This is a genomic window from Flagellimonas profundi (genome assembly GCF_017313275.1).
Taxonomy (GTDB): domain Bacteria; phylum Bacteroidota; class Bacteroidia; order Flavobacteriales; family Flavobacteriaceae; genus Flagellimonas; species Flagellimonas profundi.
Map to the genome: position 1 here is coordinate 856,859 of NZ_JAFLNM010000002.1, position 16,476 is coordinate 873,334.

Here is a 16,476-nt window from a genome sequence, read left to right on the forward strand (position 1 = left end):
AAATTTTTAATTTGGGGCGTTTTTTGTTTAAAATATATTCATGGCTCGTAACGTATTTCCGTTTGTACTAGGTATTGTATGTTGGCTGCTTTCTGCGCCCGCCTACGGTCAAGTAAATGATAATCAGGAGCAGGTCAACGATCCTCGTTACCTGGAAGATCAATTTTACTTTGGTGTCGGCTACAATTTTCTATTGAATAAGCCGGACAATCTCGCCCAGCGTAACCTTTCCTATAACCTTCACATGGGATTTATTAAGGATATTCCATTTAACCAAAATAGAAATTTTGGTATTGGATTAGGTATTGGGTACGCTGTGAGTTCATATTATTCCAATTTGGTTGCTTCAAAAAACGGTAATACGGTTGTTTATGAAATTATGACCCAGGCAGATTATAATAGGAGTAAGTTAGCAACCCATTCTATCGAATTCCCGTTCGAAATCCGATGGCGTACTTCCAATGCAAAAGATTATAAGTTTTGGAGGATATATGCTGGCGCCAAATTGGGATATGTATTTTCCGGTAGGTCAAAATTGGTCACCGACAATGGAAACGATTCGTTTTCAAATGATGATATTGATTCATTGCAATATGGTCTTACACTCAATTTCGGGTATAACACGTGGAATATACATGCGTATTATGGATTAAATCCTTTACTTAAGGAGGAAGCTTCGCTGGAGGGTAACCCAATAGATTTAAGTGTTCTTAGAATAGGCTTGATTTTTTACATCCTATAACCAATATTTCAAAATAATCAGCTGAGAGCAACATCCAAGCAGAAAACCAATCAATAGTTCATTTTTGGTATGGGCTTTTAAGTATAATCTGGATGTGGCCACCATTCCCGTGAATAGCGTAAAGAGGCTAATGGCAATGGTAATATTTATCTCAAAATGAATGCTCAGGGCCACCATAAAAGTCAAAATACTTCCCATGCCCAATAAATGCATGCTGGTTTTAAATTTGAAGAAGAGCAGAATCAGTGTTGCACTTGTAGCGGTCAAAAGCCCTGTAAAGTAATAAAAGAGCTCGTGTACGTAGTTATTGGGTATTACTTTGTACAATATCATCAAAAAGATGATACAGCTTATGTAAAGTGGGTATTTACGTTCTTGTAACGTTGGCAGGAATATGGAATTGATTACCCCTATATTTTTCAATATCAGAAAAAATATGATGGGAATGATAACCGTAAGTATGAAAATGGGCAGTATGTTGCCACTTTGGGTCTCCAACGTACTGTATGGAGCCACTTTAAAGTACACTATCGTACCTCCGATCGGTATGAACAATGGGTGAAAAATGTAGGAGATAATGTTGTATACGTGGCGCATCAAATTTCTTTTCGTAGCCTTGCCACTGGGATATCCAGTTGTTCCCGATACTTGGCCACGGTCCGTCGGGCTATGGGATACCCTTTGTCTTTTAGCATTTTTGCCAATTTCGCATCGGTGAGCGGTTTTTTCTTGTCCTCATCACGGATTACGGTCTCCAAAATCTTTTTTATTTCTCTTGTGGATACATCCTCCCCTTGTTCATTCTTCATGGATTCGGAAAAGAAATCCTTGATCAGTTTGGTGCCATAAGGGGTGTCCACATATTTACTGTTGGCCACCCTTGAGACCGTGGATACATCCATATCTATTTTATCGGCGATATCCTTTAGGATCATGGGGCGCAATTTACGCTCGTCCCCGGTCATAAAATACTCTTTTTGGTACTCCATAATGGTGTTCATGGTAACAAACAAGGTTTGCTGGCGCTGTCTAATGGCATCAATGAACCATTTGGCGGCATCCAACTTCTGTTTGATGAACATCACCGTATCCTTTTGGGATTTGGACTTTTCCTTGGCATTTTTATAGCCCTCCAACATGTTGCTGTAGTCTTTGGAGACATGCAGCTCTGGAGCATTTCTGCCATTTAGGGTGAGTTCCAGTTCACCATCCACGATTTTTATTGAAAAGTCGGGAACAATGTGCTCGATCATACGGGTGTTCCCAGAGTAGGAGCCCCCGGGCTTTGGATTGAGTTTTTCTATTTCCGATATGGCATCTTTAAGCTCTTCCTCGGAAACATGGTGTTTTCGTAAAAGTTTGGAATAATGTTTTTTGGTGAAATGATCAAAAGATCGTTCCAAAATATTGATGGCCAGCTCTACAGAAGGTTTTTGTTCTTTCCGTTTAAGTTGGATTATCAAACATTCATCCAAGGAACGTGCGGCCACACCAGGGGGATCTAAATCCTGTACAATTTTAAGAACCTCCTCGATTTTTTCCTCTTCTACATAAATGTTTTGGGTAAAGGCAAGGTCGTCCATAATATCTGGAAGGGGCCGGCGTATATACCCGCTCTCATCTACGCTACCTACCAAAAACTCGGCAATGGCCCATTCTTGGTCATCCAGATAAACCGTGTTCAGTTGGTTGAGCAAATATTGGTTGAACGATGTTCCAGCGGCATACGGCACGCGTTTATCATCGTCATCTGCACTGTAATTGTTTGTTTGGGTACGGTAATCCGGTATCTCATCGTCGCTTAGGTAATCATCAATATTGATTTCCTCTGTGTCGATATTTTCGTTGTCGGCCGAATCATCGTAGGTGTCCTCGTAAATATCATCCAAAGCATCAGTTTCCTCCTTACCACTCTCCAAAGCAGGGTTTTCCTCCAACTCTTGCTTTAATCTCTGTTCAAAAGCCTGGGTTGGCAATTGAATGAGCTTCATGAGCTGAATCTGCTGTGGAGACAGTTTTTGGGAAAGCTTAAACTGTAGATGTTGTTTCAGCATATGGATGATTTACAATCTTACCTTCTTTTAAAATAATGAATTCAAATTAAAACTCAGCATTTTGTGGTGTTCTTGGGTAAGGGATTACGTCCCTAATATTGCCCATTCCGGTAGCAAATTGAACCATACGTTCGAATCCAAGGCCAAAACCACTGTGTACGGCCGTACCAAATTTTCTCAGGTCCAGATACCACCAAAGTTCTTTGGCATCGATATCCAGTTCCTTGATTTTTTGTTCCAGTACATCCAATCGTTCCTCCCTTTGTGAACCTCCGACAATCTCACCGATACCAGGAAAAAGTACATCCATGGCACGCACCGTTTTTCCGTCCTCGTTCAACCGCATGTAAAATGCTTTGATGTTTGCAGGGTAATCAAAAAGAATAACGGGGCATTTAAAGTGTTTCTCTACCAAAAAGCGTTCGTGTTCACTCTGTAGGTCTGCTCCCCATTCGTCAATTGGGAACTGGAATTTCTTCTTTTTGTTCGGTTTGCTGTTCTTTAATATATCAATGGCTTCCGTGTAGGATACTCTTTTGAAATTGTTGTCGACAACAAACTTTAATTTTTCGATCAAGGCCATTTCTGAACGTTCGTTCTGAGGCTTGGTCTTTTCTTCGTCCAATAGGCGTTTTTCCAAGAATGCAAGATCGTCTTGGCAATGGTCCAGCACGTATTGGATAATATATTTAATGAAATCCTCGGCTAGGTCCATATTGGCATCCAGATCATAGAAGGCCATTTCGGGCTCGATCATCCAGAACTCGGCCAAGTGACGCGATGTGTTGGAGTTTTCCGCTCTAAAGGTTGGTCCAAAGGTGTAGACTTTGCCCAATCCCATGGCATAGGTCTCAGCTTCCAACTGTCCCGAAACGGTCAAGTTGGTCTCTTTTCCAAAAAAGTCCTCGGAGTAATCCACTTCACCGGTATCGTTCAGAGGTGGATTTTTGTCATCCAAAGTGGTCACCCGGAACATTTCACCTGCACCCTCGGCATCCGAACCGGTAATGATCGGCGCATGCATATAATAAAATCCGTTCTGTTGAAAGTAGCTGTGTACGGCAAAAGAAAGTACCGATCTAACTCGCATTACCGCAGAAAAGGTATTGGTTCTTACTCTAAGGTGTGCTTTTTCCCTCAAGAACTCCAAGGAGTGCTTTTTGGGTTGAATAGGGTAGGTCTCGGGGTCGGCGGTACCGTGAACAAATATATCGGTGGCCTGTATTTCCACGCTTTGGCCTCGACCTTGGCTCTCTTCCAAAGTCCCTGTTACCTTTAGGGCAGCTCCACTGGAAATTTGTTTGAGCAATGCTTCGTCCAAATTTTCAAAATCCACGACACATTGTAGGTTATGTATGGTGGAACCATCGTTCAAGGCAATAAATCGGTTGCTTCTAAATGTTTTTACCCATCCATTTACTTCAACGGAATCTCCTACGGGTTGCTTTTCTAGCAATTCTTTTATGGAATAAGACATCATTCTAAAACTATCGTAATTTAGTTGGTAAAGATAGGTTTTTGATAAAAAACGATAGCAATGGAACGGCCTAATTTATGGCCTTGTTCAAGACTATTTGTCCTTGAGATTGTCCTCGTCCTGTGGTAAAATGTCGATTTGGGGCTTTTTGAGTACTTGTTTGTTGGCTATGCTCCTTTCCAAAGACAGAAGTAGCGACGGTAACAAGATCAAATTGGATAGCATGGCAAATAACAAGGTGGCGGAAACCAAGCCTCCCAAAGCTTTTGTGCCTCCAAAACTAGAAATGATAAAAACGGAGAAACCGAAAAAGAGTACTATGGAGGTGTAGAACATGCTAACACCTGTCTCGCGCAAAGCAGCATACACAGATCGCTTTATATGCCAACGGTGAGTGGAAAGTTCTTGCCGGTATTTAGCTAAAAAGTGAATGGTGTCGTCCACTGAAATGCCGAAGGCTATACTAAACACCAGGATGGTAGACGGTTTAATAGGTACACCCAAATAACCCATGACCCCAGCGGTAATAACCAAGGGCAGTAGGTTGGGTACCAAAGAAATGATCACCATTTTAAATGATCGGAACAGATATGCCATGAAAAGGGAGATCAACCCAATGGCCAAGGCGAGCGATAATAATAGGTTTTTTACCAAATACTTTGTTCCCTTTAGGAAAAGCAAGGCCTTCCCTGTCATAAAAACATTGTATCGCTCCGCTGGAAATTCTTTGGTGATGGCTTGTTGTACGTCTTTTTCGATTTCCTCCATACGATCGATTTTCACATCGCGCATATAGGTCGTCAAACGTGCCGTTTGCCCCGTGCTGTCCACAAAACTTTGTAAAAGCTCATTGGTCCCTTCGGTCGATGATTTTTGAACAGCGTTCATTATAAAAGTGTTCTCTTGACTGGTTGGCAGTTGATAGTATTTTGGGATTCCGTTGTAAAAGGCCTGCTTGGAATATTTAACAAGGTCAACGATTGAAATGGGCCTTGAAAGCTCCGGTATTTCATCGATTACAGTGCCCAATCGGTCCATTCGTTTCAAGGTGGCGGGCTTAACTACACCATTTTTTCGCTTGGTGTCCACAACAATTTCCATAGGCATAATACCATCAAACTCTGCCTCAAAAAATTGAATGTCCTTATAAAAGTGACTTTTTTTGGGGAGGTCTTCGATCCTACTTCCTGTAATGCGCATCTGATATATACCGATAATGCTCAACACCAAAACAGCTACGGTGGTAATGTAAACGGCAATTCTATGGTTTCTGACCATGTTTTCCATCCAATTGACAAAGAAGTCCATCCATTTTTTGTTCAAGTGCTTTAAGTGCTTTGTTTTGGGAAGCGGCATAAAACTGTAAATGATGGGTATGATCAATAGGGAAAGGATAAAGATGCCTATAATGTTAATGGATGCCACGATACCGAATTCCTTGAGCAGATCACTGTCCAAAATAATGAAAGTGGCAAAACCAGAAGCCGTGGTAATATTGGTCATTAAGGTAGCATTGCCAATTTTGGAAATTACCCGTTGTAAGGACAGTGCCTGATTTCCGTGTTTTTTTACTTCTTGCTGATATTTATTGATCAAGAAAATACAGTTGGGAATACCAATTACGATGATCAAAGGTGGAATCAATGCTGTAAGAATGGTGATTTCATACTTAAGAAGACCAAGTATTCCAAAGGCCCACATGACACCAATAATCACAACGCACATGGAAATGAACGTGGCCCTAAAGCTCCTGAAGAAAAAGAAAAATATAATGGAAGTGACCAATAGAGCGCCAACGATAAATAGACCGATTTCGTCCACAATGGATTTGGTGTTCCAGGTTCGGATGTATGGCATTCCCGAGATACGTACATCCATTGTTGTTTCTTCTTCAAAATCCTCTACGAGCTCCGCAAGGTCGTTCAGGATAAATTCATTTCTTACCGCCGTGTTCATAATATCCTTGTCCAGATATACCACGGTTTGAATGGTTCCTGTTTTGGGGTTGTATACCAAATTATCGTAAAAAGGAAGTTCCTTAAAAAGATGGTTTGTTAAAGAATCGATTTCCTGTTTGGTCTGCGGTGGAGTAGAAATCAAGGGTTCCATGGCAAATGTCTGGGTGTCGTTATCCTTGATCAGTTCCTTAAGGTTTTCGAGGGAAATAACATAATCAACTTCCGGAAAGGCCTCCAATTGTTTGCTGAGTACATTCCAGCGATTAAAATTTTTCGGCGTAAACAGGGCAGAATCTTTAATGCCCAAAACAATGGCGTTGCCCTCTTCACCAAATATTTTGGTAAAGGCATTGTATTGGACACTGGCCGGATGATCGTCAGGTAAAATATTGGCTTCCGTATTGGAAAACCTCATATTTTTCCACTGTAATGCCAAGAAAACAGTGAAACCTATAACCCCTAAAAGAATAAGAATCCTATTCCTGAGTATAATTCTTGCGACCTTTGGCCAAAATCCTTTAGTGAGCTTTGCTACCATGTGGGTTTTATTGGGCGCAAAGGTAGAAAATGATATGTTGTGTTCCTAGAAAAGGTGGAGGTCAAAATCCAAGTTTTACACCTTCATAATCTCGGCTTCTTTTGTGGATAAGATGGCATCCACTTTGTCGCCATAAGAATCTGTCAGTTCCTGAACATCAACTTCCGCGTTGCTCAACAAATCTTCCGAAATATCCAGTGCTTTCAGTTCCTTATTGGCATCTTGTCTTGCGCTGCGAATACTAACTTTGGCATCTTCGGCTTCAGATTTGGCCTGTTTTGCCAATTGTAGTCTTCTTTCCTCTGTCAACGGTGGTACGTTAATGATTACCATTTCTCCATTGTTCATTGGGTTAAACCCCAAATTGGCGTTCATGATCGCAGTTTCGATATCGGCCAAAAGACTTTTCTCCCATGGTTGTACCGAAATAGTTCGGGCATCTGGGGTATTGATATTGGATACTTGGGAAAGTGGGGTTTGGGAACCATAGTAGTCCACCATTACAGTGGAAAGCATCATTGGGCTTGCCTTACCTGCCCTGATTTTGGTCAGTGCTTTTTGCAAGTGGGAAATACTTGCTTCCATACTTTCTTTTGTGCTATCAAGAATAAACTTTACTTCTTCGTTCATAACTTTCAAATTTATAAAACTGAAACCAAAGGGTGTGCCAACCTATACATTGACCACTGTTCCTATATTTTCTCCTGAAACTATTTTCATTAAGTTGCCTCTCGTATTCATGTCAAAAACCACAATGGGCAATTCGTTTTCTTGACTAAGTGTAAATGCTGTTGTATCCATGACCTTTAGTCCCTTGGAAAGCACTTCATTAAAGGAAATGGAATCAAATTTAGTGGCATTTTTGTCTTTTTCAGGATCTGATGTGTAAATCCCGTCTACACGTGTTCCTTTTAAAATCACATCAGCCTTTATTTCGATGGCTCTAAGAACGGCAGCAGAATCCGTGGTGAAATAAGGATTCCCCGTTCCGCCGCCAAAAATTACAACCCGTCCTTTTTCCAGATGCCTTATGGCTCTCCTTCTTATGAATGGCTCTGCAACTTCGTTGATTTTTATGGCAGACTGTAGTCTAGTTTGCACTCCATTTAGTTCGAGTGCACTCTGTAGGGCAAGACCATTGATTACAGTGGCGAGCATTCCCATATGGTCTCCTTGGACCCTATCCATACCTTGACTTGCTCCTGCCAGGCCTCTAAAAATATTTCCACCTCCAATTACAATGGCAACTTCAACACCTTTCTCAACAACGGCTTTTATTTCTTCGGCATATTCGTCCAGTCGCTTGGCATCTATTCCGTATTGTTGTTCGCCCATTAAGGCTTCTCCACTTAATTTTAATAAAATTCTTTTGTAATGCATTGAAAGTTTCTTGAAGTCCGGACAAAAATAATCAAAAATTTTTACGGGAAATGAAGAATTGTTGGTTAGATATGGACATAAAAAAACCGCTTCTAAAAAGAAGCGGTTTCGTGTATTTATGCCGTTGGTGAATTAACCAAGAGCTACCCTCGTAAATCCGGTAACTTCCAAGCTGGAATCTACAGATTTAACGTATTGGGAAACGCTCTGCTTGCTATCTTTTATAAAAGCTTGGTTCACCAAAGTGTTGTCTTTAAAGAAACGCTTCAATTTACCTTGAGCGATTTTATCCAACATTTCTTCTGGTTTACCTTCTTCGCGCAATTGGTCTTTTGCGATTTCGATTTCCTTATCGATGATGGATTGGTCAACACCTTCCTCGTTCAAGGCAACTGGGTTCATCGCGGCAGCTTGCATGGCTACATCTTTTGCAGCTTCTGCAGCGCCATCAACATTGGCGGACAAACCAACCAAGGTTGCAATTTTGTTGCCAGCGTGGATGTAAGATCCAACAAAGGGAGCGTTCAATCTTTCAAAACTTCCGATCTCGATTTTCTCGCCGATAACCCCGGTTTGCTCGGTCAATTTATCAGCTACCGTCATTCCATCAATAGAAGCGGCTAGGAAATCATCCTTGCTATCAAAACCAAGTGCCAAATCGGCCAAGTCGTTTGCAAGTTTTACAAAGCTATCGTTCTTGGCAACAAAGTCGGTTTCACAGTTTAGTGAAATAACCACACCTTGTGTGTTATCGCTATTTACTTTAGCGATAGCTGCACCTTCTGAAGATTCTCTGTCAGCTCTTTTTGCTGCAACTTTTTGACCTTTTTTTCTTAGGATTTCAATAGCCTGGTCGAAATCACCTTCTGCTTCAACCAAAGCTTTTTTACAATCCATCATTCCAGCTCCGGTAGCTTTTCTTAATTTATTTACCTCTGCGGCAGTAATCTTTGCCATTTTCTTTTCTTTTTAAATTTTATTAAAGTAAAACACTGTAGGAGTGTTTTTTGTTTAGGATAATGTTTAATCAGTTGGTTTATTCAACCCCACCTTTTACGTTATCTTGCCATTCTTTAAGTTCGTCCCATTTTCCATCGGCAGCCATTTTGGCTTGCTTTGGCCACGATGTTGGGTCCAAATGAGCCAATGTTGTACTGGCTTCTGTCAAAATTTCCTTGATTGTTTCAGCATCCTTATCTGCAAGTTCAGCGAAGGTTGTTACTCCATTGGCTACCAAAGCTTCAGCAGTTTTTGGTCCTATCCCTTCAATTTTGGTCAGGTCGTCCGGCTTAGCCTCTTTTTTGGTTTCCTTTTTTGGAGCAGCTTCAGCTTTCTTTGCTGGCTTTTCTTCTGCTGCTTTTTCCTCTTTCTTCGGAGCTTCTTCTTTCTTTGGAGCTTCTTCTTTCTTTGGAGCTTCTTCTTTTTTTGCAGCTTTAGCTTCTTCCTTTTCTTTGTCCTTACCACTGCCCTTCTCGTTCTTGCGCTCTTCCAAGCCTTCAGCAACAGCGTTGGTCACGGATTCCATAATAGCTTCAATGGATTTACCTGCATCATCGTTTGATGGGATGGCGTAGTCAACATCACGAGGGTCGGAGTTGGTATCGACCATTGCAAAAATTGGAATGTTCAATTTTTGGGCTTCCTTTACGGCTATGTGCTCACGCATGGTGTCCACGATAAAAAGTGCACCTGGCAAACGGGTCATGTCCGCAATGGAACCCAAGTTTTTGTCCAACTTGGCGCGCAAACGGTCAACTTGCAATCTTTCTTTTTTAGAAAGTGTGTTGAAGGTACCGTCTTTTTTCATGCGGTCGATAGCTGCCATTTTCTTAACAGCTTTACGAATGGTTACAAAGTTGGTCAACATACCACCTGGCCATCTTTCGGTAATGTATGGCATGTTCACTTTGGATACTTTGTCCGCTACAATGTCTTTTGCTTGTTTTTTTGTGGCTACAAAAAGGATTTTTCTTCCTGAGGATGCAATTTTTTTAAGGGCTTCGTTAGCCTCTTCTAATTTTGCAACTGTTTTGTAGAGATTGATGACGTGGATACCGTTACGCTCCATGTAGATGTAAGGAGCCATGTTGGGATTCCACTTTCTTGTTAGGTGCCCAAAATGCACCCCTGCTTCCAGTAAGTCTTTTACTTCAATTTTACTTGCCATTTTTTGTACTTAGTTTACGTTCCGTTGTAAGTAGCAATGCACTGGTGGTCACAAAATTTTGTTCGCCCGGCACATTTAGATGCTAAACTAGTTTCCAAAAAGTTGATTTGTTTATCCCTTTTGGAACAACGACAACTTGGTTAAAAATATAACCCTGAAATATGTACACTTTCAGGGTTTTCAATGAACTTATTAAGATTGGGTGCCGAAGCACCCAAAATATATTAACGTTTGGAGAATTGGAATTTCTTACGGGCTTTCTTCTGACCGAATTTCTTCCTTTCTACCATTCTTGGGTCTCTTGTTAGCAACCCTTCTGGCTTAAGAACAGCTCTGTTCTCAGCATCTATTTCGCACATTGCTCTGGACAATGCCAAGCGAACAGCTTCTGCTTGACCAGTGATTCCTCCACCGTAAACATTTACTTTTACGTCGTAGTTGCCATCAGTTTCGGTTAAAGTGAAAGGTTGTTTCACTTTGTACTGCAATGTACCAGTGGTAAAATAATCGTTTAGATCTCTTTTGTTTACTGTGATGTTTCCAGATCCTTCTGAAACATATACTCTAGCCACAGCAGTTTTTCTTCTACCTATCTTATGAACCACTTCCATTATTTGTAGTCGTTTAAGTTTATAGCTTTTGGTTTTTGCGCTTCTTGTCCGTGCTCGGCACCGGCGTAAACCTTAAGGTTTCTGAACAAGTCAGCTCCAAGTTTATTCTTTGGGAGCATTCCTTTTACCGAATTTTCAATGATTCGCTCAGGATGCTTTTCCAATACTTCTTTAGCGGAAGCGGAACGTTGCCCACCTGGGTATCCAGTATATCTTTGATATTCCTTATCGTCCCATTTGTTACCGGACATGTCGATTTTTTCTGCATTGATGACAATAACATTGTCTCCACAATCAACATGAGGGGTAAAGTTGGTCTTGTATTTCCCTCTAAGTATTTTGGCTACTTTAGACGCCAATCTTCCTAAGGTCTGTCCTTCAGCATCAACCAATAACCATTGCTTGTCAACAGTAGATTTATTGGCGGAAATAGTTTTATAACTTAATGTGTCCACTTCTCGAATATTATTGATTTAAATAACCTATCCCGATTAACGGGCTGCAAATGTACAATTATTAGATTGAATTACAAACGGTTGGTTGGGAATATTTTTGCACTTTTTTCAAATTCAATCTTCGGGTCCAAAAATGGATTGTAAGATACCCTATCAACTGTTAAAAAAAGACTAAAAAAATAATAGACTGTAACTTCTTACAATTTCACGGGTCTTTACGATATCAATCTAATCAAAAAACGATCAAGTGAGAAACGCAGCACTGGTTTTTCTGACCCTATTCTTTATTTATTTTGCCCAAGCACAAGATTCTACCGAAGTAATTAGTAAAAAGAAGTATACCACACAAGCTTTGGGTGACTATGCTGCTCCTACTATTAATGGTATATTGGAAGACGAGGCTTGGGGACTTGTGGAATGGGGAGGTGATTATATCGAATGGCAGCCGGACGAAAATACACCACCTACCCATCAAACCAAATTTAAAATACTGTATGATAGCAAGAACCTATATATAGGAGTGCGCTGTTACGATTCAGAACCAGATAAAATTGTAAAAAGGCTGTCCCGAAGGGATGGTTTTGATGGGGACTGGGTCGAATTCAACATTGACAGCTATTTTGATAAGCGTACCGCGTTCTCTTTTACGATTACCGCTGCTGGGGTAAAGGGTGATGAGTTTATTTCCAATAACGGTAATAACTGGGATTCCAGTTGGAACCCCATATGGTATGCCAAGGCACATGTGGATGATGAGGGTTGGACCGCTGAGCTTCGTATACCCTTAAGTCAATTAAAGTTTGGAAGTGCCAAAGAGCAAGTTTGGGGGTTTCAGTCCACTAGACGATTTTTTAGGAATGAGGAGCGTTCTGTTTGGCAACGAAAGCCAGTCGACCAGCCTGGTTGGGTGAGCGAGTTTGGAGAATTGCATGGGCTAAAGAACATTCAGCCGCAAAAGCAGTTGGAAATTCAACCTTACACAGTTGCAAAAACCGAAACCTACGAAGCTGAAGAGGGCAACCCTTTTAGAGATGGGAGCGAAAACAATATAACAGCAGGGCTTGATGCCAAAATCGGCATCACTAACGATCTTACGTTGGATTTGACCGTTAACCCCGATTTTGGGCAAGTGGATGCCGACCCATCGGCCATTGCATTGGATGGTTTCCAGATATTCTTTCAGGAGCGACGTCCATTTTTTGTGGAAAACAAGAACATTTTCGATTTCAGGGTTTCCCAATCACAGGCAGGAAATACATTTGGTTCCGATAACATATTTTATTCAAGAAGAATTGGTAGGAGTCCGCAAGGATATCCGAATACTTCTGATGGCGAGTTTGTGGACCAGCCTGATAATACGCCAATTATCGGCGCAGCAAAGTTTAGTGGCAAGACCAAAGATGGATGGGCCATAGGTGCGCTCGAAAGTGTGACTGCTCAGCGAACTGCTACCATTTTAAATGGAGATGGAGACACTCGTAAGGAAATGGTGGAGCCCCTTACCAATTATTTTGTGGGTAGATTACAAAAAGACTTTAACCAAAGAAACTCCTACATTGGTGGGATTTTTACGGCTACCAACCGCGAACAAATCCCCGAACAGCTCAATTTTTTACATGATGCCGCTTACACGGGAGGTTTTGACTTTAAACACCAATGGGCCAATCGGGATTGGTATGTTGGAGGCAATATTACAATGAGCCATGTCCGGGGCAGTGAAGAGGCCATCACCAATACGCAGCAATCCATTACACATTTGTTCAATAGGGTAGGTGCGGAACATGTTGCTGTGGATACAACAAGAACATCACTGACAGGAACTGGTGGGAATGTTCAAATTGGTAAGGTAGGTAACGGCCATTGGAAGTTTGAATCCGGTGCTACCTGGCGTTCGCCGGAATTGGAGCTTAACGATATTGGTTTTCAACGACAGGCCGACGATGTGCGGCACTATACTTGGATTGGCTACCAAACTTTGAAACCCGATAGCACCTTTAGGCGAGTGGGCATCAATTACAACCATTGGACAGCTTGGGATTTTCAGGGTAACCATAATTATTTACAGTTTAACACAAATAGTTGGCAAAACTGGAAAAATAATTACCGCACCAATATCGGATTCAATTTTGCACCCATTGAATATTCCAACTTTGCTTTACGGGGAGGACCAAGGTTGAGGCAATCTCCATGGATGAGTTTTTGGAACAGTATTAACACTGACTATAGGAAAAAATTACGCTTTTCCTTTTTCCATAATGGACGAAAAGCGTTGGATAATTCCATAAAGACCTATTATATGGAAGGCGGTTTTGTGTATCAACCATTAAATGCGCTGCGGATTTCTGCTTTTCCATCTTTGCGAATCAATCACGATAAATTGCAGTTCATTGATAATTTTGATGATGTCAATGGGTCTCCGCGCTACCTTAATGGGGAAATCAACCAGCGAACCTTAAGCATGTCATTTCGATTAAACTATACCATCAATCCCAACCTGACCATTCAATATTGGGGACAACCCTTTATTTCTAGGGGGAGATACTCCAATTTCAAACACATTACCGATCCAGTGGCCAAAAATTTTGAAAATCGCTTTGTGCAGTACACGGCCAATCAAACAACGTTATCCGATGGCACCTACGGCATAGATGAGGACTTGGACGGTGTTACCGATTTTAGTTTTGGCAATCCCGATTTCTCCTTTGTGCAGTTCCGTTCCAATTTGGTGATTCGATGGGAGTACATTCCAGGCTCGGAAATATTCTTGGTATGGTCGCAAGACGTGACTCAAACCGGAAATCCCACCGAAGGGCTGTTACCGAGTTTGGGAGATAACATTTTTGGACAAAAACCGCACAATATCTTTTTGTTGAAGGCTACCTATCGATTTGTATTGTAATTGTCATTCCGCACTTGATGCGGAATCCAATTGTCAGTACGAGTGTTTTCTTTTAGGAAAAAGTATCGAAAAACAGGCTTCATTAGTAATTCTGATTCTCGATACAATTTTTTTCGCTTGCCTCAAAAATCAATTGAATTGACAAGCCTCAATAAAGGTGCTTAGATTCCTGCTTTCGCAGGAATGACATTTTACTAACTGCTTGTGATTTTCCGAATCGCCTTCACCAAAGCTTCATTCGCCTCGGCATCACCTATGGTGATACGAACCTTGCCAGGGGCTCCAAATTGTGAAACTGGACGTACCATTATACCTTCCTCCATCATTTTGTCCGTAAATTCCATTTCGGGAAACGGCGGGTCAATGATAAAAAAGTTGGCTTGACTTGGCCAATATTTGATGCCCAGTTTATCAAAGGCTTTGGCAACATATTTTCTGCCTTCCAAAACGGTCTTTACGGTTTTTTCAATGAATTCGGTATCGTTCAAAGCTCCAATGGCAGCTTCAATGGAAGTCAACGGAAGCAGAAAGGGTTTGTGGATCAAGCGCACATAATTGGCAATGGTCGGAGTGGTATAGCCATATCCGATTCGCTGACCTGCTAGACCATAGGTTTTGGAAAAACTATTGAGACCTATAACATTGTGACCCTCCAAAACATAGGGCAATGCCGTAACATAATCCTCGGCATCTGCAAAATGACGATAGACTTCATCGAACACCACAAGAATATTCTTGGGTACACGGGCCATAAAATCATCCATAACCGGTTTTGGAATGTAAGTGCCGGTAGGGTTGTTGGGACTGGTCAAGAATATGATTTTGGTCTTATCGTTGATGGCATTCAAAATGCCTTCCACGTCTAAATCGTAGTTGGGTGCCAAGAGCGGGATGTCCACCTGATGGGCGCCATACCATCTCGAAAAAACAGAGTAGGGCAGGAAGCAAGGGTTGGAAAAAATCACTTCGTCCCCTTCGTTGATAAAAGCCCGAAGTAGCATATCAATGACCTCCGATCCACTATTGCCGCATAAAAATTGGTCGGCTGTCAGTTGACCATCAAAATCTTGGACCAAGGCCTCGCGCAGGCGAATGTCGGTCTGGTCGGGGTAGATGTCAATCTTGTCAAGCGCTGCTTTCATTGCAGCAATTGCCTTGGGCGAGGCACCCAAGGGGTTTTCATTGGAGGACAGTTTGTATATTTTTTTATCGGTCGGGGGTATGTTTTTACCGCCCTTATAAACCTCTTTGGGCACCAAATGGGCCTTGAATATGGATTTGATGTTTTTTTTCATAATACTATAAACTCTCCGCAAATAATAAATACGCCATCGCTTTTTCCGTATTGCCCTCTTCCAATAGCTTTTTGGCCATGGTATGCAGTTCGGTTTTGGAGGCATTTTCCACTCCTTCGTTGGCTACGATGGTTTTAATATCTGCCGTAGAGGGAACACTTTCCAAGTTTCCCAATCGGCCCAAATTGTTTCCTGTGAGCACATCGCTTTCACGGATGCCCTTGGGCAACGCATCCACACCAATTCCATGGGTACGGATAGGTTTTGGAATCTCGAACAAGGATTCTTTGATGGCTCGGATATACCAGTTGCCACCCATACGGCCTACCAGGTCCAACTTTTCAGTGTCCAGCACATCATCCGTTAAGTATTCGTCGTTGATGTGTATCATATCCACTTGTGCGATCACCAAGTTCCCTGCCCCGGGAATTTGTCCCAATTCAACCACTTCCAATACGCTGCACTCAAAAGATACGGGAGCTTCGCCCACACGTGGGGGTTTTACTTTTACACTGGGCACTTCGGTGAAACCAGCTTTTACAAATTCATTCACGTCTTTCCCATAGGCCGTGCTAGAGAGGGACATCTGCTCTGCCATCTTATGGTTCACCACATTGATTACTACTTCGGGTACTTCTACCACATTTTGGTGGGTGTGCTTTAAGGAATTGTCCCTTCCGCTCCTTGTTGGGGAAAATACCATTACGGGAGGGTTGGAACTAAAGACGTTGAAAAAACTGTATGGGCTCAAGTTTACATTACCTTCGGCATCCACCGTACTGGCGAAGCAAATCGGCCTTGGCGCCACAGCTGTTGATAGAATACTGTAAAGTTCCGGTTGAGGTATTGTAGTTGGGTCTAAGGTCTTGATCATTAAGATTGATTTTTTGTCATTCCTGC

General features: G+C 41.8%; 14 protein-coding genes. 2 read left to right on the top strand and 12 right to left on the bottom strand.

Features of this window, described 5'->3' with window-relative positions; all coding sequences use genetic code 11:
- The first annotated feature begins 40 nt into the window (after window positions 1-40).
- Window positions 41-742, top strand: coding sequence for a porin family protein (locus J0654_RS12795; RefSeq protein WP_207029476.1), 702 nt, complete (start codon window positions 41-43; stop codon window positions 740-742).
- On the opposite strand, the gene J0654_RS12800 is transcribed toward J0654_RS12795, so the two are convergent.
- From J0654_RS12800 to rplM, 10 genes are all read right to left on the bottom strand, one after another.
- Complete coding sequence (locus J0654_RS12800; protein WP_207029477.1) at window positions 737-1,339, bottom strand: hypothetical protein; 603 nt, start codon at window positions 1,337-1,339, stop codon at window positions 737-739. The genes J0654_RS12795 and J0654_RS12800 overlap by 6 nt on opposite strands.
- The gene (gene rpoN, locus J0654_RS12805) at window positions 1,339-2,796 is read right to left on the bottom strand and encodes an RNA polymerase factor sigma-54 (protein WP_207029478.1); all 1,458 of its coding nucleotides are present in this window, start codon (window positions 2,794-2,796) and stop codon (window positions 1,339-1,341) included. The genes J0654_RS12800 and rpoN overlap by 1 nt, the downstream gene beginning before the upstream one ends.
- A 46-nt stretch (window positions 2,797-2,842) precedes the next feature.
- On the bottom strand, window positions 2,843-4,276 hold the full coding sequence (asnS, locus tag J0654_RS12810; RefSeq protein WP_207029479.1) for an asparagine--tRNA ligase: 1,434 nt from the start codon (window positions 4,274-4,276) through the stop codon (window positions 2,843-2,845).
- Between the two features lie 90 nt (window positions 4,277-4,366).
- Window positions 4,367-6,769: an efflux RND transporter permease subunit gene (locus tag J0654_RS12815; RefSeq protein WP_207029480.1), complete on the bottom strand. Its 2,403-nt coding sequence runs from the start codon at window positions 6,767-6,769 to the stop codon at window positions 4,367-4,369.
- Window positions 6,770-6,844: 75 nt separating this feature from the next.
- A complete protein-coding gene (gene frr / locus J0654_RS12820) occupies window positions 6,845-7,399 on the bottom strand; it encodes a ribosome recycling factor (protein ID WP_207029481.1) in 555 nt (184 codons plus the stop codon).
- Between the two features lie 42 nt (window positions 7,400-7,441).
- Window positions 7,442-8,149, bottom strand: a complete 708-nt coding sequence (gene pyrH, locus J0654_RS12825) for a UMP kinase (protein ID WP_207029482.1) — start codon at window positions 8,147-8,149, stop codon at window positions 7,442-7,444.
- Between the two features lie 132 nt (window positions 8,150-8,281).
- A complete protein-coding gene (gene tsf / locus J0654_RS12830) occupies window positions 8,282-9,106 on the bottom strand; it encodes a translation elongation factor Ts (protein WP_207029483.1) in 825 nt (274 codons plus the stop codon).
- A 79-nt stretch (window positions 9,107-9,185) separates the two neighbouring features.
- Window positions 9,186-10,316, bottom strand: a complete 1,131-nt coding sequence (rpsB, locus tag J0654_RS12835; RefSeq protein ID WP_207029484.1) for a 30S ribosomal protein S2 — start codon at window positions 10,314-10,316, stop codon at window positions 9,186-9,188.
- Window positions 10,317-10,540: 224 nt separating this feature from the next.
- A complete protein-coding gene (gene rpsI, locus J0654_RS12840) occupies window positions 10,541-10,927 on the bottom strand; it encodes a 30S ribosomal protein S9 (RefSeq protein WP_207029485.1) in 387 nt (128 codons plus the stop codon).
- On the bottom strand, window positions 10,927-11,382 hold the full coding sequence (rplM, locus tag J0654_RS12845) for a 50S ribosomal protein L13 (RefSeq protein ID WP_207029486.1): 456 nt from the start codon (window positions 11,380-11,382) through the stop codon (window positions 10,927-10,929). The genes rpsI and rplM overlap by 1 nt, the downstream gene beginning before the upstream one ends.
- A 247-nt stretch (window positions 11,383-11,629) precedes the next feature.
- On the opposite strand from rplM, the gene J0654_RS12850 reads away from it, so the two are divergent.
- Window positions 11,630-14,281 (top strand): DUF5916 domain-containing protein, encoded by a 2,652-nt coding sequence (locus J0654_RS12850; protein WP_207029487.1) that lies wholly within the window; start codon window positions 11,630-11,632, stop codon window positions 14,279-14,281.
- Between the two features lie 194 nt (window positions 14,282-14,475).
- Here J0654_RS12850 and hisC read toward each other — a convergent pair whose 3' ends face one another.
- Both hisC and J0654_RS12860 read right to left on the bottom strand, forming a co-directional pair.
- Window positions 14,476-15,576 carry a histidinol-phosphate transaminase gene (hisC, locus tag J0654_RS12855; protein ID WP_207029488.1) on the bottom strand — a complete coding sequence of 367 codons (1,101 nt, stop codon included), beginning with the start codon at window positions 15,574-15,576 and terminating at the stop codon, window positions 14,476-14,478.
- A gap of 4 nt (window positions 15,577-15,580) precedes the next feature.
- Entirely contained in the window at window positions 15,581-16,450 is an 870-nt protein-coding gene (locus tag J0654_RS12860; protein WP_207029489.1) for a flavin reductase family protein, read from the bottom strand.
- Window positions 16,451-16,476: the final 26 nt, after the last annotated feature.

Bases quoted from the DNA above. Each gene is read 5' to 3' on its own strand.
- J0654_RS12795 (WP_207029476.1), top strand. From the start codon at position 41: ATGGCTCGTAACGTATTTCCGTTTGTACTAGGTATTGTATGTTGGCTG.
- J0654_RS12800 (WP_207029477.1), bottom strand. From the start codon at position 1,339: ATGCGCCACGTATACAACATTATCTCCTACATTTTTCACCCATTGTTC.
- rpoN (WP_207029478.1), bottom strand. From the start codon at position 2,796: ATGCTGAAACAACATCTACAGTTTAAGCTTTCCCAAAAACTGTCTCCA.
- asnS (WP_207029479.1), bottom strand. From the start codon at position 4,276: ATGATGTCTTATTCCATAAAAGAATTGCTAGAAAAGCAACCCGTAGGA.
- J0654_RS12815 (WP_207029480.1), bottom strand. From the start codon at position 6,769: ATGGTAGCAAAGCTCACTAAAGGATTTTGGCCAAAGGTCGCAAGAATT.
- frr (WP_207029481.1), bottom strand. From the start codon at position 7,399: ATGAACGAAGAAGTAAAGTTTATTCTTGATAGCACAAAAGAAAGTATG.
- pyrH (WP_207029482.1), bottom strand. From the start codon at position 8,149: ATGCATTACAAAAGAATTTTATTAAAATTAAGTGGAGAAGCCTTAATG.
- tsf (WP_207029483.1), bottom strand. From the start codon at position 9,106: ATGGCAAAGATTACTGCCGCAGAGGTAAATAAATTAAGAAAAGCTACC.
- rpsB (WP_207029484.1), bottom strand. From the start codon at position 10,316: ATGGCAAGTAAAATTGAAGTAAAAGACTTACTGGAAGCAGGGGTGCAT.
- rpsI (WP_207029485.1), bottom strand. From the start codon at position 10,927: ATGGAAGTGGTTCATAAGATAGGTAGAAGAAAAACTGCTGTGGCTAGA.
- hisC (WP_207029488.1), bottom strand. From the start codon at position 15,576: ATGAAAAAAAACATCAAATCCATATTCAAGGCCCATTTGGTGCCCAAA.
- J0654_RS12860 (WP_207029489.1), bottom strand. From the start codon at position 16,450: ATGATCAAGACCTTAGACCCAACTACAATACCTCAACCGGAACTTTAC.